The sequence below is a fragment of the Cryobacterium sp. GrIS_2_6 genome (genome assembly GCF_035984545.1).
Classification (GTDB): Bacteria; Actinomycetota; Actinomycetes; order Actinomycetales; family Microbacteriaceae; genus Cryobacterium.
This window is the reverse complement of the sequence record NZ_JAXCHP010000001.1, coordinates 185,815-201,193: the sequence shown is the minus strand read 5'-3', so window position 1 is coordinate 201,193 and position 15,379 is coordinate 185,815. Positions and strand designations below refer to the sequence as shown.

The following is a 15,379-nucleotide window of genomic DNA, read 5'->3' as shown; positions in this document are numbered from 1 at the left end:
AACTGCTTTCACGGTAGAATTGCCGTATTGAGTTCCATCGGGCAGAACCGCCTTTTCATGGTGCACAATGCACAATCTTTGGCCGCAGGAGGACAAAATGTCAGCGACTTTGATCGACGGATCTCACACTTCGGGCGAGGCCGACGAGCCCGCGAAGGACAGCGCAGCCCGCAAACTGCTGCGCGTGCTCGAAGCCGTATCGAACCCGGGCGAAACGCACCGGCTGAGCGACCTGGTTAGGGAGACCGGCCTGTCGAAGACGAGCGTGTTCCGTCTGCTGTCCGAACTCGTCGACGACGGCTACGTCAGCCGCACGGCGGACGGCGCGTACACACCCGGACGCGCGCTTCGGCTGCTCGGCCTGCGCCTGACTGCCAGCACGGAGGATTCGGACCGAGTGCGCACCCGGTTGCAGCGCCTCCAGCAGGACGTGCACAGCACCATCCACTTCGCCCTCCGCACCGGCGACTGGGCCACCTACGTTGAGAAGATCGAGGACACCGCGCAGCCGATCCGGATGGCGTCCCGCGTCGGCGCCCAGATCCCGTTGCACTCGACCGCGATCGGCAAGTCTGTTCTGGCCTACCTGCCCGAGAGCGCGGTGCGGCGGTACGCCGCCAACACCGGGCTGCCGCGGCGCACCGACAACACCATCACGGACGTCAACCGTTTGCTCGCCGACGGTGAGCTTGTACGCAATCGCGGCTACTCGATCGACGACGAGGAGAACGAGGAGCACATCCGCTGCATGGCGACGCCCGTTTTCGACACCCGGCACAATCTGCTGGGCGGAATCGGCATCACCACAATCGCACCTTTGGTGACGCAGGAGAAACTCGAGTCATACGCCCCCCTGCTCCTCACCGCGGCGCGCGACATCATGTCCCTCGTCTAGCGTTCCCCGCGCAACTGTTACCGTTTCGGACACCTGTGGCCTCGGCACTGGCCTCAGTTGTCGGCAGCGGCAACAGTTGCGGGGGGCGCGGCAGTCTAGCGGCGCACGATGGAGCGCAGCAGCCGCATCGCCACCGAGAGCGAGGCCATGTCGTCCTGGCCGAGGGCGTTGACCTCGTCGAACACGCTGCGTGAGCGGGCGAGCTTTTCGGCGTTGAGTGCCTCCCAGGCGAGGAGACGGCGCTCCGCACTTCCCGCATCCGTCGCCTCGAGCACGGCCCTGGTGATGTCGGCGACCGTCGAGTACAGGTCGTCGCGCAGGGCCGCGCGGGCGAGGGCCTGCCAGCGGTCCGTGCGCGGCAGCGCGGTGATGCGCTCGAGCAGGTTGTCCACGCCGAACCGGTCGTAGACGGTGTAATAGACGGAGGCGACATCCCCGAGCTGTTCCCCGGACTGCGCCGCGATCTTCACGACGTCGAGCAGGGCGAAGGCCTCGAAGAGTTGGGTCCAGCGGTGGCCGAGGCCGGAGGGCAGGCCCCACTCCTCCGCCTTGACCAGCAGCGACCCGAGCCGGGCCTGGTCGGCGCCGCGCACGTAGTCGCCCAGGTGCGCGCGGACGAGCGCGATCTGCGGCTTGTGCTGCGCCACGACCTCGGCGACCGGTTGCGACCCGCCGTGGTTGACCTGCCAGCGCACGGCCCGGTCGAGCAGCCGGCGGATGTCGAGGTGGATCGCCGTCCAGTGCTCCGTCGGGAACGACTTCGGCAGGGCGCTCAGCTCGGCGACCATGGTCTCGAGCTCGAAGATCTCCCGGAGCGCGACGAACGCCCGGGCGATCGCGGCCGGAGTCGCGCTGGTCTCCTCCATGGCACGGAAGGCGAAGGTCACTCCCCCGAGGTTGATCATGTCGTTCGCGACGACGGTCGCGATGATCTCCCGGCGCAGCGGATGCGTGTCGAGCTCGGCGTCGAAGCGTTCGGCGAGCTGGCGCGGGAAGTACCGGCGCAGGGTGCCGCGGAACCAGGGGTCGTCCGCGAGGTCGCTGTCCCGGAGCGCGGTCGCGAGCTCGATCTTGGCGTAGGCGGCGAGCACCGAGAGCTCTGGCGAGGTGAGCCCCTGGCCGTGGTCGATCCGTTCGTGCAGCTCTGTGGTGGTCGGCAATGCCTCGAGCTCGCGCTTCAGGTCACCGGACGCCTCGAGCGCGTCCATCAGGCGTTCGTAACTCGGGCTCCAGCTCGCGACCTTGACCCGGTCGTTCAGCAGCAGGATGTTCTGGTCGACGTTGTCTTCCAGGACCAGCCGGCCGACCTCGTCCGTCATCGCGGCGAGGAACCCGGGGCGCTCTTGGGCGCTGAGCCGGCCGGCCGCGAGCATCCGGTCGACGAAGATCTTGATGTTGACCTCGTGGTCGGAGCAGTCCACGCCTGCGGAGTTGTCGATCGCGTCGGTGTTGAGCAGCACCCCGGCGAGGGCGGCCTCGATGCGACCGCGCTGGGTGAGGCCGAGGTTGCCGCCCTCGCCGACCACCTTGACGCGCAGGTCGCGGCCGTCGACACGGATGGCGTCGTTCGCCTTGTCGCCGACCTGCGCCGCGGTTTCGGTGCTCGCCTTGACGTAAGTGCCGATGCCGCCGTTGTAGAGCAGGTCGGCGGGTGCCGTGAGGATGGCGCGGAGCAGTTCCGGCGGGCTCAGGTGCGTGACGTTCTCTGGCAGTCCGAGGACGCCGCGCACCTCAGCCGAGATCGGGACCACCTTGGCCTGCCGCGGGAACACCCCGCCTCCTGCGCTGATCAGGCTCGTGTCGTAGTCCGCCCAGGAGGACCGGGGCAGTTCGAAGAGCCGGCGCCGCTCGGCGAAGGACACGGCCGGGTCGGGGTTCGGGTCGAGGAACACGTGCCGGTGGTCGAAGGCCGCGACGAGCTTGATGTGCTCGGAGAGCAGCATCCCGTTGCCGAAGACGTCGCCGGACATGTCGCCGATCCCGACGACGGTGAATTCCTCGGTCTGGGTGTCGAGGTCGAGCTCACCGAAGTGGCGCTTGACCGATTCCCAGGCGCCGCGGGCCGTGATGCCCATGGCCTTGTGGTCGTAGCCGATCGAGCCGCCGGAGGCGAAGGCGTCGCCGAGCCAGAAGCCGTATTCGGCGGAGAGGCCGTTGGCGATGTCGGAGAATGTGGCGGTGCCCTTGTCTGCGGCGACCACGAGGTAGGAGTCGTCGTCGTCGTGGCGCACGACGTTCGCCGGGGGTACGACCTGCTCACCGGCATCCGTCAGCACGAGGTTGTCGGTCAGGTCGAGCATGCCCCGGATGAAGGTCTTGTAGGCGTCGATGCCTTCGGCCAGCCAGGCGGCCCGGTTGACACCGGGATCCGGCAGCTTCTTCGCGAAGAACCCGCCCTTGGCGCCGGTCGGCACGATCACGGCGTTCTTGACCGTCTGCGCCTTGACGAGGCCGAGCACCTCGGTGCGGAAGTCTTCGCGCCGGTCCGACCAGCGCAGCCCGCCGCGGGCGACCATGCCGAAGCGCAGGTGCACGCCCTCGACACGCGGCGAGTACACCCAGATCTCGAACATCGGCTTCGGGAACGGCAGCGCCTCGATGCGGCTCGGGTCGAGCTTGATACTCAGGTAGGGCTTGTTCTGGAAGTAGTTCGTGCGCAGCGTCGCCTCGATGAGGTTCAGCAGCACACGCAGAACCCGGTCGGCGTCGAGGGTGGCGACCTGTTCGATGGCCGCGGCGAGCTGCGCGCGCACCTCCTCGGTGCGACGGATGCGTTCGGCCTCGTCCCGCGCGGGGTCTAACCGGGCCTCGAAGAGGTCCACGAGCCCGCCAGAGACCGCGGGGTTGGCGAGCAGGGTGTCGCCGACGAAGTCGTAGGAGTTGATGTTGCCCATCTGGCGCAGGTATTTGGCGTAGCTGCGGAGGATGACCACGCGGCGCCAGGGCATGCCTTCGCGGAGGACCAGGCGGTCGAGTCCGTCTGACTCGATGGCCCCGCTGACCGCCGCGCCGAAGGAGTCGGCGAGCAGGTCGCCGGTGCCGATCGGGTCGACGCCCGCCGGGTAGCGCAGGCCGAGGTCGTAGAGGAAGAACTCGCGCCCGTCGGAGGTCTCGATCTCGAAGGGCACCTCGTCGAGAACCTCGATGCCGAGGTTCTGGAAGTACGGCAGGATCTGGCTGAGGCTCTGCGCCTCCATCATGTAGAGCTTCACCCTGGCGTCTTCGGCGGGCCGGTCGGCGGCGTTCGGGGAGAGGTAGACGTGCACCCCCGGGCGGGGCGAACCCGTCGCGGATGCCGCGGCATCCCGCGCGGCCGCGCTCTTCAGGCCGGCGGCGTATTCCTCGAACCTGCTGATATCGACGAGGGCGTCCTCGACTTCATAGTCGACCTGGTAGCTCGGCGGGAAGGCCTCGGCCCAGAGGTGCGCGAGCCTGGTGTCGTGCAGCTGCTCGGTGATCCCCTCCGCCCAGGACCGCACGGCCATGGCCAGGCGGGGTTCGAGTGCCGCGGCGAGCGCAGCGACGTCGTCGGCCGTTCCGACCGCGGCCGTCTTCGGCAGGCGGATCCGGTAGAACAGGCGGGCGAGGGTGGACTCCGTCATGCGGGCCTCGAAGTCGAGGGATTCCGCGGTGAACGTCTCGGTCAGTTCCTTCTCGATCCGGAGGCGCACCGCCGTCGTGTACCGGTCGCGGGGGAAGTAGACGAGGGCGGACATGAAGCGGCCGAACAGGTCCGGGCGCAGGAAAAGCCGGGTCCGCCGGCGTTCCTGCAGTCGCTGGATGGCGACGGCCGTGGCGACAAGGGTGGGCACGTCGATCTGGAAGAGCTCGTCGCGCGGGTAGGTCTCGAGGATGCCGAGCAGGTCCTTGTCGCTGTGCGAGCCCGGAGGGAAACCGACCTCGTTCATGACGGCATCGATCTTCTCGCGCAGGATCGGTACGTCACGCACGGAGCTCGTGTACGCGCTCACGGCGAAGAGGCCGATGAAGCGCTGCTCCCCGTTGACATTGCCGTCCGCGTCGAAGCTCTTGATGCCGATGTAATCGAAGTAGGCGGGGCGGTGCACGCTCGAGCGGGAATTGGCCTTGGTGATCACGAGGGCGCGCCGTTCGCGGGCCATCGTGCGCCCGGCATCCGTGAGGTGCTGGATCTCGTGCCCGTCTTTGACTGCGCGCAACAGGCCGAGCCCACTGTCGTCGCGAATGGAGAGAACGTCCTCGCCGTCGACGGTCTCGAGGTCGTATTCCCGGTAGCCGAGGAAGGTGAAGTTGTCCTGGTCGAGCCAGTGCAGCAAGTCCCTGGCCTGCGCCAGGTCGGGGATGCCCTCTGCGTGCGCCAGCCTCCCGAGTGCGTCGGCGATCTGCACGGACTTCGAGCGCATCGCCGGCCAGTCGTCCACGGCGGCCCGCACGTCGTGGAGCACCCGCGCGATCCCCTCGGCCAGGCGCTCGCGGGCTTCGACGCTCGCGCGGTCGATCTCGATCGCGATCCATGACTCGAGATGCGGCGAGTCCTCCTCGTTGCCGAGCAGGTGGGAGATGTCGGGCATCGCGGAGGTGTCGCCGCTCGAGACGCCCACGTTGACGGGCATGCGGGTGACTCTGACGAGCTCGTGGGTCTCCCGGTTGCGGGTGACGACGAGCAGGGGGTGCACGACGAGGTGGATGGCCGCGTGCTGGCGGACCAGTTCGGCGTTGACCGAGTCGACGAGGAACGGCATGTCGTCGGTGACGATGTAGAGGATGCTGCGATCGGTTTCGGTGCGGATCTCGATGTTCGCGGTCTTCGGCGGCCGGGTGAGGGCGACCTGCCAGTGGCTCTCCGCCCGCGCGCGCAGCGTAGCCGGGTCGTACTCCCTGGCGTCGTCACCGAGGTGCTCGTAGTAGTCGGCGACGAAGACCTCGGTCGTCGACGGCTCGGTGTTCGACAACGCAGTGGACAGTTCGGACGACGATTTTGACGACATTGACAAAAGGCACCCATTCGCTTCTGATCCCGCTCGCTCTTGAACGAGGACCGCTTGGACCCCCATCGTAGTTTCGTTCGCCGAAGCTCGCACATCGCCCCCTGCCGGTGAGTCATGAACTGCGAGCCGACCTATCGGGCGGCTTTGAGTCTGCCTATACTCGCGAGAGTTGACACTCGGGCTCCACACCGCGAATCGGATGATGTCGCTCCGGTCGCTCCTGACAACTCCACACACGCACTCCACAAGGGAGTCCACCACCATGAAACTCACGTCTGCTCTGCGTGCCATCGCCCTGATGTCGGTCCTCGCCTTCGCGGGAGGTGGCGCGGTGACCGCAATCGCCGCGGATCCGGGCGGCGGGCCTGCCGCGGCATCCCTTGCCCAGGGCCCCACAGACGACGCGAGACCGGGCGGGGCCATGCAGGTCGCCGTCGGCCCGTCGCCCTCCGGCATCACGCCGGCGAGCACCTCCGGCACGCCGGGGATCGGGGGCGTGCCGACGGTCAATATCGTGGGGTCGAGCGGAACGATGAAGGACTTCCTCGTGTCGGTGCTCGGCGACGTGGATGCCTACTGGACCGGCGTGTGGAAGGACGACGGGCGCCCGGCACCCTTCGTGACCTATGCCTTCCCCGCGGCGGGCGAAGTCGTGCCGTCGATGTGCGCACCAGGCTTCTCCGATGACATGAGCGCGTACTACTGCCTGTACGACGACAAGATCACGGTGTCCCAGAGCCTCGCCCAGAAGATCTGGGACGGCACCCTCTACGCGAACACCGACGGCACCAGGACGCATGACACCGGCGATTTCTCGGTGGCCTACGTGGTCGCGCACGAGTACGCGCACGAGCTGCAGAACGAAATCGGTATCTTCAGCACCGCCGGCTCGATCTACCCCGTCTACAAGATCGAGCTGCACGCCGACTGCTGGGCCGGGGTCTGGGCGAAGGCGGCGGAGGACGAGGGGCTCCTCGACACGGGCGACATCAAGGAGGCCGGCCAGACGACGCTCGACCTCGGCGACTACGCCTTCGACAACCCCCAGCACCACGGCACCCCCGAGCAGCGCAACGAGGCCTTCCTGGCGGGGTACGACGGCGGCAGCGAAGGGTCCTGCGACGGCTGGCTCAACGACACGTACTGAGGACACTCCTTAATGGGGTAGACAGGAATCGTTGAAATTAGCGGGACGCTGCAACGCTGGACGTACGTCCGATTATCAGCAAACAGTGAGTTAACCCCCAGAATTCGACGGAAGCAACCTCCCGCCGGCACCAACCCGGACCCGATCGGCACGACGATCGCAACGACCGCGGACGGCGAGCCGGAGTATGAGATCACCCTCGGCGCCCCGACCCTCAACGCCGACGCGATCATCGCCGCTGAGAACCAGACCGAGGCCTGGCAGGCCTTCGCCGCGGAGATGGCCGCCGCGCGCCGCGAGGAGCACGAGCGGTCCCGGCGTCGGCTGGGCCTGCACCGCGACGTCGTCTCGCTCATGGCGACCCTGCGGGGCGATTTCGTCGCGCCCTATCACGAGGCCGACGACCTCGCCAGGATGTTCCGCGACTTCGCCACCTCCCAGGACCCCCACGACGTGTGGTTCCGGGACAAGATGATCGAGTTCCACGGCCTCACGCCCGAGATGCTGCAGGGTCGTGGCGAGAACCGCGGTGAGGCCCGCACCTCCGACACCGAGTAGGACTCCGGCGCCCCGGCGGCGTCCCAGCGGCCGCTCCTAGGATGAGGGCATGCGCGCAATTCTGGTACCCGTACCCGGAGGGCCCGACGCCCTCACCCTTTCGACCGTGGCCGACCTGGAGGTCGGGCCCAGGGACATCCGCATTCGGGTCGCCGCCGCCGGCGTCAACCGGGCGGATGTCTCCCAACGGCAGGGCTACTATCCCTCGCCCGCCGGGGCCCCGGCCTGGCCTGGCCTCGAGGTATCGGGGATCGTGACGGAGGTCGGCATCGCTACAACGCTCTTCGCCGTCGGTGACCGGGTCTGCGCACTGCTCGCGGGCGGCGGCTACGCGGCCGATGCCGTCGTGCACGAGGAACTCGCCCTGCCCGTGCCAGAAGCGATCGACCTCGTCGACGCGGCCGCGCTGCCCGAGGCGCTCGCGACGGTCTGGTCGAACGTGTTCCTCGCGGCCGGGCTGCAGAGCGGCGAGACCCTGCTCGTCCACGGCGGAGCGAGCGGAATCGGCACGACCGCGATCCAGCTGGCCCGGCTGGCCGGCGCGCGCGTCGCGGTCACGGCAGGCTCCCGCGAGAAGCTCGCGGTGTGCCGCGACCTCGGCGCAGACATCCTGATCGACTACCGCAGCCAGGACTTCCCGGCCGAGATCGACCGTGCCACAAAGGGGCACGGCGCCGACGTGATCCTCGACATCATGGGCGGCTCGTACGCGGCGCGCAATATCGCGGCGCTGGCGCTCGACGGGCGCATCATGGTGATCGGCAACCAGAGCGGCCAGGACGCCGTCTTCAACCCGATGTACCTCATGCAGAAGCGCGGCCGCTACTGGGGCACGACCCTGCGCGCCCGTCCGTTCGCCGAGAAGGCCGCGATCATCCGGGCCCTCCGCACGGATGCCTGGCCCTGGCTCGAATCCGGGGCCTTCAGTCCCGTGATCGACAGCCGGTACCCGTTCAGCGAGGCGGCGTCCGCGCACCGCCGGATGGAGGCATCCGCCCACGTGGGCAAGATCGTGCTCGTGCCCTGACTCAGGCGAGGAGACCCAGGATCGCGACGGCGGCGGCGAGCACGAGCAGGAAGACGTTGACGCCGAGCGAGGAGCGCTCGCCGCGACGCACGTGCACAGTGATGGCGCCGATCTGCAGCAGCACGAGTCCGATCGCGGCGATCGGAGTGAAGACGGGCACGATGCCGGTGGCGAGCGGCAGGATCACGCCGAGGGCGCCGAGCAGGCCCAGCGCGCCGATCACGGTGACCTGGGGCTCGGTGAAGTCCTCGACCCAGGGCATCATCGGCTGCAGTTGGGCCTTGCTGCGGACGACCTTGATACCCCCGGCCATGACGTAGACGACGGTGAGGAGGACCGCTGTGATCCAGAGGGCGAGAGTCATGGCATCCGTTTCGTTGAGTTTCCGGTGTTTGTCTGGGAGTCTGGCAGGTGTGACGCGCCCGTGATTGTTACGATTGGTGCCTAACATCACGAGTGGTTACTTTTATACCGCACGGGCCCCACGCACTGCTCTGTGCCTTGGGCACACGGAGGTAAGAAATGGAGTTCCGCATGACGACAACGGACGTACACGCCGCCCGGATGAACGACATCTGTTCGGGCGAGGGCGACGACGGACGGGTCGTGCGCGACCTGCTCGAGCACCTCGGCGACAAGTGGACCCTCCTCGTCGTGGGGATGCTGGAGAGCGGCCCGATCCGGTACTCCGAGCTCAAGAACCGGGTGCCCGGCATCTCCCAGCGAATGCTGACGCTCACCCTCAAAAAGCTCGAGCGCGACGGACTCGTGAGCCGGGAGAGCTTCCCGGAGATCCCGCCGCGGGTCGAATACGAACTCACGCCGCTCGGACACACGCTGCTCCCGCCTGCAATCGCGTTCGCGGCGTGGGCGCACGACAGTTCCGCCGAGATCCTCGCCCGGCGGGCCGAGTTCGACGCGCGGGTGACCCGGTGAGCGAACCGGGATCGGGCGTGCCGACGGTAATCGAGTCCACGGTCGATGAACTCGCGGCGCGCGTGCGCCGGGTGCTCGCCGGGTCGGCCGACGTTGCGCCGCGCTTCCTGCTGGGGCTCTGCGGCGCGCCGGGCTCGGGCAAGTCAACGCTCGCGGCGGCGCTCGTCGAGCGGCTCGGAGCCGGGACCGCCGTGATCGTGCCGATGGACGGCTTCCACCTCGCGACCGAACTGATTCGCGGCACGCCGCTCGCCGAGCGCCGCGGCGCGATCGACACCTTCGATCCCGGCTCGTACCTGGCGCTGCTCCGCCGGCTCCGCGCCCGCGACGAGGACGTCGTCTACGCCCCCTCGTTCCGCCGCGGCCTCGAGGAGCCGATCGCGGCATCCATCGCCGTACCCCGCGGTGTGCCGGTGGTCATCACCGAGGGCAACTACCTGCTCGCCGATGCCCCGGTCTGGCGTGAGCTGCGCGGCGAACTCGACGCGGTCTGGTTCGTCGACACGCCCGACGCCGTGCGGTTGCCGCGGCTGATCGGCCGGCACGTGCGTTTCGGGCGCGACGCAGCGGATGCCGCGGCGTTCGCCCGCGGGAGCGACCAGGCCAACGCAGACATCATTGACCGCACTCGCGAGCGGGCCGACCTGATCCTGCGCCTCGCCGACTGACCCGGCCCGCCCGGCGCATCTCCCTCCGGCGTTTCCGTCTCAACTCCTGAATTCGGAACGCCCCGGAGTGGGTGTGGGGGCGAGCCTCCGGTTACGCCTAGGCTCAGGTGACCCGGAAGGCCGCCATGACGCCCGCACCACAGAAGCCCGCCACCCTCGAAGCGAAGATCAGGCGGTTCGTGGGCTCGCTCAGCATCCGCTCCCGGGTGATCGGCGGCGTCGCCGGGGTGCTGCTGGTCACTCTCGTCGCCGGCGGGGTCGCGGCCGCCACGCGCCCGGACGGCGGCCGGCTCGCAGACACGTCGGCGACGAGTTCGAGCTCGACACTGACCAGCTCGAGTTCGATCGTGAAGGCCACGGCCACGGCCACGCCCGCTGCGGCGGTGTTCACCGACGAATCGCCCGCAGACCCCGCGAGCGTCACCGCGGCCTCCGATGCCGCAACGGTTGCGATCACCGACACCTCGGCGACCAACGCCATCGCCGTCACCCTGCTCGCGACGCTCGCGGTCAAGGGCAAGGCGCCCAAGACCGGGTACGACCGGGTCGGCGATTTCGGCACCGCCTGGCTCGACGTCGACCGCAACGGCTGCGACACCCGCAACGACGTTCTGAGCCGCGACCTCACGAGCGTCGCCAAATCGGGAACGTGCACGGTCATGACCGGCACCATCGTCTCCCCCTACACGAACGCGACGATCGCCTTCGTGCGGGGAGCGGCGACATCCGCCCTCGTGCAGATCGACCACGTCGTGCCGCTCGCGAACGCCTGGCAGACCGGCGCGCAGCAGCTCAGCCAGGCGCAGCGCGTTTCGCTCGCCAACGATCCGCTCAACCTGCTCGCGGTCGACGGACGCTCCAACGAGCAGAAGAGCGACGGCGACACCGCAACCTGGCTCCCCGCGAACAAGGCATACCGGTGCCACTACGTCGCCAGGCAGATCTCGGTCAAGGCGACCTACGGCCTCTGGGTGACGCAGGCCGAACGGGATGCGATGACGCGCGTCCTCGACACCTGCCCCAGCGAGCCCGCCCTCACGTCCGGATTCACGCCGGCACCGGCACCCGCGCCAGCACCCGTCGTTGTCGCCCCGGTGCCCGCGGCGCCCGCTCCCGCCCCGGCCCCCGCCGCCCCTGCCCCAGCCCCGGTCGCGCCGTCCGACGTCTACTACGAGAACTGCACGGCCGTCAAGGCCGCCGGTGCCGCGCCGATCCGCGCGGGCGACCCGGGCTGGCAGTCCAAGTTCGACCGCGACAAAGACGGGGTCGGCTGCGAGTAGCCCCGCCGGCTTCTCCCGTGTCCACTCGGCATAGCTCCTGCAAATTCCGGGCCCACCGGCGGAAGCTCCCGGAATTCCGGGCTACTTCTTCACCCCACCCGGAATTTGCAGGACTTATGCCTCCCCAGGCGCCGTGACCAGGACCTGACCTGACCTGAACGTCTCAGGTGGGCGGCTCAGAGGCGGGTGAGCTCGAAGAGGGCCGCCTGCTCGGGGGCGAGGAGCGGAGCGGGCAGGCCGACCTCGGCGAGCACGGTGCCGCTCAGGGTCACCGAGCCGTGCTGCAGCCAGGCCGGCGCGGCATCCTGGATCACTCGCGGCTCAACCGACGGAACGCCGGACTCCCCCGCACCGGAACGCTCAGCGCCCGGGTCGGCTGCCCCGCGGATCGTCAGCGGCCGCACCGTGTACCGCGCGTCCGGGTCGAGCCCGGGGAACCGCAGCGAAGCAGGCAGTGCGGTCCGCGGCGCGGCGAGCGCGACGTACGCGAAGACAGCGGATGCCCCGTCCCCGGCCACGACGCCGTGCAGCTCGAGCGCGGGGTCCGACGCATCCGCGTGAACAACGACACCCGAGTGCAGCAGCGGACGCAGCCTTTTGTATTCCGCAATCCACCCGGCGACGGCGTCGAGCTCGCCGGCCGAGGCGCGGGTGAGGTCCCACTCGATGCCGGCGCTGCCGAAGAGCGCCGTCGCCAGCCGGAAGCCGAGCGACGCGGTGCGGCCCGTGGTGTGCGCGGTCGCGGCACCGAGGTGCCCGCCGAGGAATTCCGGCGGCACGAGCACCCCGGTGTACCGCTGGATCTGCTGCCGTTCGAGCGGATCGTTGGTGTCGCTTGTCCAGACCCGGTCGACGAGAGGCAGGATGCCGAGGTCGATCCGGGCCCCGCCCGAGGCGCAGGACTCGATCTCGAGCCCCGGGTGCGCGGCGCGGAGCGTCCCGATCAGTCGGTAGACGGCCTCGGTCTGGCGATGCGCCGAGCCGCCGAGCAGGTCCCGGTTGTGGTCCCACTTCAGATAGGCGATCGGGTACTCGTCGAGCAGGGCCGTGAGCCGGGCGAGCACGTACGCGAACGCATCCGGATTGCCCAGGTCGAGCACCCGCTGGAAGCGCCATTCGAGCGAGCCGGCCGCACCCAGCACCCATTCCGGATGCGCCCGAGCGAGCTCGGAGTCGAGGCTCACCATTTCCGGTTCGACCCAGAGCCCGAAGGAGAGCCCTGCCGCGTGCACCCGTTCGACCAGCGGGTGCAGGCCGCCCGGCCAGGTCACGGGGTCGACGGACCAGTCGCCCAGGGCGCGTCTGTCGTCGGTGCGGCCGGTGAACCAGCCATCGTCGAGCACGAACCGCTCGACCCCGACCCGCGCGGCGGCCTCGACCAGCCGGGTGAGCGTCGGCAGGTCGTGGTCGAAGTACACGGCTTCCCAGGTGTTGAGCACGACCGGGCGCAGAGTTCGCGGTGCCGCGGCCGGACGGGTGGCCGCGCGCGACGCGGCCACGGTGTGGGCTGCGATCTCGGGCGCTGCCGAGACCGCAGCAGGCTGCGCCCGCGACCGAATCCACGGATGCAGCCGCGCCGACAGCCCGTCGAGCCCGGCCGCCGAGTACGCGGCCACGGTCCACGGCGAGGTGTAGCCGGCCCCGGCGGGCAGTCCCAGTTCCCCGGGGGCGAGCAGTTCGCCGCTGCCGAGGGTTGCGGTGCCGAGGGTCGAGCGCTCCGCCCAGACCCGCTTGTCGCCGCTCCAGGCGAGGTGCACCGCCCAGACCTCACCGCGGCGGAACCCGAATCCGGGCACCCCGGCGACCGAGAGGAACGGGTCGTCGTGGCCAGGCCGGCCGTGCCGGCTCTCGCGGCTCCAGACGCCGTGCGCGAGTCTCGTGCGCTGCGGGCGGCGTTCGTGGCTCCACAGCCCGGTGAAATCGAGGAGTTCGCCGGCCCGGTCGGGTACGGGCAGGGTCATGTCGAGCGAGCCGAGTTCGAAGTCGGTGTCACCCGTGTTGGTCAGGGTGTGCCGCACGCGCAGCACCCCCTCGACCGTGAGTTCAAGGTCGGTCGACACCGAGACGGATGCCGCGGCATCCGCCGTGTCGATTCGGAGCGACCGCGCACCCCGGCTCTGCACCGCCTCGAGCCGTAGCGCGAGATCAGCCGGCCGAACGGTACCGATCGAGCCGGCGGAACCGCCGGAACCGGCGGCGCCGCGCCGGAAGCCACTCAGTCCCGGCCGGCCGCTCCACCCTTCGGCGAGCGTCGGCAGCAGCGAGAGCCGCAGGGGCACGTCGATCGAGCTCGGCGGGACCGCGGGAATCGCGGCGTCGGCGAGCGCGGCCAGCTCGGGCACGGAGAGCGCACCGAGGTCGGCGCCCCAGTGCACGATCGCGGGAACGGCCGTGCCGCGGGCGTCCAGCACAAGGCTGGTGCCCGCGGCACGGAGGTAGTACAGACCCGCAGGGGAGTCCGTCGACGGAGTGTGAGTCACGTGGATCGCTGCTAACTGCTCACACTGCGTGAACGGGTCGGTACGGATCGCTCCCGGGGAGCTGCTGGGAGGGCCCTATTTGTTGACGGGAATCGACTGCGCCGTCATGGCCGCAATCGTAGCCGTCTGGCCGGTCTTGAGGGCGCCGATCAGGGTGCCCTTCTTGGTGACCGCGGCCTTGAACCCGTCGGAGACATCGTTGTACGTCTGCGTCATGGTCGGACCCCAGACGAAGTCGGGCGAGACCTGCGAGGATGCCTTCGAGAAGACGTCGTAGATGGCCTGGCCACCATAGAAGTCGACTCCGGCCTTGAGCGCGGGCAGTTCCAGACCGGACTTGGCCGCCGGGTACAGGTTGGCGGACTTGTTCAGCAGGGTGAGCGCCTCATCGGAGGTGTTCAGCCAGAGCGCGAACTTCGCGGCCTCATAGGGGTGCTTCGATCCCTTGAAGACGGCGGTCGAGGAACCGCCCCAGTTTCCGCTGGCCTTGTCGCCGGCGGCCCATTGCGGGGACTCGGCGACGGCCCACTTGCCGGCCGTGTCCGGCGCACCGCTCGCGATGGAGTTGGCACCCCAGGCGGCGGAGTTCCAGGTCCAGTCGCTGCCGGTGTTGTACGCGTTGTTCCACTCGTCGGTCCACGGCGGGTTGGTCGAAACTAGGTCGCGGTCGATCAGGTCCTGCCAGTACGCGGCGACCTTCGCCGTCGTCGGGTCGGTCAGGTTCACAGTCCAGTTGGTGCCGTCGTTCTTGAACCAGGTGCCACCGGCCTGCCAGACGAGTCCGGCGAACTGGTTGATGTCGCTCTGCGAGAAGTTGGTGATGTAGCCGCCGGTCGCGCGGATCTTCTCTGCGGCGGCGGTGTACTCGGCCCACGTGGTCGGGATGGCGATGTTGTTGGCCTTGAACAGGTCGGCGCGGTAGAACATGGCCATGGGCCCGGCGTCCTGCGGGATCGCGTACACGGCATTGTCCTCGCCGAAGTTGACCTGTCCCCAGGTCCAGTCGACGAAGTCCTTCTTCGCGTCGAGCACGCCGGCGCAGGCGGCGAGGTCGGTCAGGCCGTCCTGCACGCGGAAGTTCGGCAGCGCGTCATACTCGATCTGGCCGAGGTCGGGCGCGTTGCCGGCCTTGAGCTGGTTGAAGAAGTTCTGGTAGGTGCCGCCGTTGCCGTTGGGTCCGGTCTGCACCTTCACCTGGATGTCGGGGTTCGCCTTGTTCCAGACGGCGACGGCATCCTCCATGCCGGGGACCCAGGTGGTGAAGGTCAGGTCGACCTTGCCGGTGGACGGTGCGCAGGCTGCGGCTGCGGTGCCGGAGCTTGTCGTCGAGGCGGCACAGCCGGTCAGCGCAACCGAAGCTGCGGCGAGCAAGGCAACGGCGACCGCTCTTTTCTTCATTCGCATGTGTCTTCTTCTTTTCT

General features: G+C 69.0%; 11 protein-coding genes. 7 read left to right on the top strand and 4 right to left on the bottom strand.

All coding sequences use genetic code 11. The annotated features are described in order from the left end of the window. Positions 1-97: 97 nt before the first annotated feature. On the top strand, positions 98-895 hold the full coding sequence (locus RCH22_RS00985; protein WP_327012465.1) for an IclR family transcriptional regulator: 798 nt from the start codon (positions 98-100) through the stop codon (positions 893-895). 95 nt (positions 896-990) lie between these two features. On the opposite strand, the gene RCH22_RS00980 is transcribed toward RCH22_RS00985, so the two are convergent. Beyond that, the gene (locus RCH22_RS00980; protein WP_327012464.1) at positions 991-5,862 is read right to left on the bottom strand and encodes an NAD-glutamate dehydrogenase; all 4,872 of its coding nucleotides are present in this window, start codon (positions 5,860-5,862) and stop codon (positions 991-993) included. A 262-nt stretch (positions 5,863-6,124) separates the two neighbouring features. On the opposite strand from RCH22_RS00980, the gene RCH22_RS00975 reads away from it, so the two are divergent. The 3 genes from RCH22_RS00975 to RCH22_RS00965 all read left to right on the top strand — a co-directional run bounded on the left by RCH22_RS00975 (position 6,125) and on the right by RCH22_RS00965 (position 8,594). Beyond that, positions 6,125-7,009: a neutral zinc metallopeptidase gene (locus RCH22_RS00975; protein ID WP_327012463.1), complete on the top strand. Its 885-nt coding sequence runs from the start codon at positions 6,125-6,127 to the stop codon at positions 7,007-7,009. Positions 7,010-7,288: 279 nt separating this feature from the next. Beyond that, positions 7,289-7,567 (top strand): hypothetical protein, encoded by a 279-nt coding sequence (locus RCH22_RS00970; RefSeq protein WP_327012462.1) that lies wholly within the window; start codon positions 7,289-7,291, stop codon positions 7,565-7,567. Positions 7,568-7,616: 49 nt separating this feature from the next. Then, complete coding sequence (locus RCH22_RS00965) at positions 7,617-8,594, top strand: NAD(P)H-quinone oxidoreductase (RefSeq protein WP_327012461.1); 978 nt, start codon at positions 7,617-7,619, stop codon at positions 8,592-8,594. A gap of 1 nt (position 8,595) precedes the next feature. Here RCH22_RS00965 and RCH22_RS00960 read toward each other — a convergent pair whose 3' ends face one another. Beyond that, a complete protein-coding gene (locus RCH22_RS00960; RefSeq protein ID WP_327012460.1) occupies positions 8,596-8,958 on the bottom strand; it encodes a DoxX family protein in 363 nt (120 codons plus the stop codon). 170 nt (positions 8,959-9,128) lie between these two features. Between RCH22_RS00960 and RCH22_RS00955 the strand changes: the two genes are divergently transcribed. From RCH22_RS00955 to RCH22_RS00945, 3 genes are all read left to right on the top strand, one after another. Continuing rightward, positions 9,129-9,530, top strand: a complete 402-nt coding sequence (locus RCH22_RS00955) for a helix-turn-helix domain-containing protein (protein ID WP_327012459.1) — start codon at positions 9,129-9,131, stop codon at positions 9,528-9,530. Between the two features lie 17 nt (positions 9,531-9,547). Then, positions 9,548-10,198 carry a nucleoside/nucleotide kinase family protein gene (locus tag RCH22_RS00950; protein WP_327012458.1) on the top strand — a complete coding sequence of 217 codons (651 nt, stop codon included), beginning with the start codon at positions 9,548-9,550 and terminating at the stop codon, positions 10,196-10,198. Between the two features lie 125 nt (positions 10,199-10,323). Beyond that, on the top strand, positions 10,324-11,478 hold the full coding sequence (locus tag RCH22_RS00945; RefSeq protein WP_327012457.1) for a DUF1524 domain-containing protein: 1,155 nt from the start codon (positions 10,324-10,326) through the stop codon (positions 11,476-11,478). A 176-nt stretch (positions 11,479-11,654) separates the two neighbouring features. Here the strand turns inward: RCH22_RS00945 and RCH22_RS00940 are convergent, their stop codons facing one another. Continuing rightward, the gene (locus RCH22_RS00940; protein ID WP_327012456.1) at positions 11,655-13,958 is read right to left on the bottom strand and encodes an alpha-galactosidase; all 2,304 of its coding nucleotides are present in this window, start codon (positions 13,956-13,958) and stop codon (positions 11,655-11,657) included. Between the two features lie 75 nt (positions 13,959-14,033). Then, positions 14,034-15,362, bottom strand: a complete 1,329-nt coding sequence (locus RCH22_RS00935; RefSeq protein WP_327012455.1) for an extracellular solute-binding protein — start codon at positions 15,360-15,362, stop codon at positions 14,034-14,036. Positions 15,363-15,379: the final 17 nt, after the last annotated feature.

Excerpts from the sequence above, each read along its gene's own strand:
- RCH22_RS00980 (WP_327012464.1), bottom strand. The coding sequence starts at position 5,862 with ATGTCGTCAAAATCGTCGTCCGAACTGTCCACTGCGTTGTCGAACACC.
- RCH22_RS00945 (WP_327012457.1), top strand. The coding sequence starts at position 10,324 with ATGACGCCCGCACCACAGAAGCCCGCCACCCTCGAAGCGAAGATCAGG.
- RCH22_RS00960 (WP_327012460.1), bottom strand. The coding sequence starts at position 8,958 with ATGACTCTCGCCCTCTGGATCACAGCGGTCCTCCTCACCGTCGTCTAC.
- RCH22_RS00975 (WP_327012463.1), top strand. The coding sequence starts at position 6,125 with ATGAAACTCACGTCTGCTCTGCGTGCCATCGCCCTGATGTCGGTCCTC.
- RCH22_RS00965 (WP_327012461.1), top strand. The coding sequence starts at position 7,617 with ATGCGCGCAATTCTGGTACCCGTACCCGGAGGGCCCGACGCCCTCACC.
- RCH22_RS00985 (WP_327012465.1), top strand. The coding sequence starts at position 98 with ATGTCAGCGACTTTGATCGACGGATCTCACACTTCGGGCGAGGCCGAC.
- RCH22_RS00935 (WP_327012455.1), bottom strand. The coding sequence starts at position 15,362 with ATGCGAATGAAGAAAAGAGCGGTCGCCGTTGCCTTGCTCGCCGCAGCT.
- RCH22_RS00970 (WP_327012462.1), top strand. The coding sequence starts at position 7,289 with ATGGCCGCCGCGCGCCGCGAGGAGCACGAGCGGTCCCGGCGTCGGCTG.
- RCH22_RS00955 (WP_327012459.1), top strand. The coding sequence starts at position 9,129 with ATGACGACAACGGACGTACACGCCGCCCGGATGAACGACATCTGTTCG.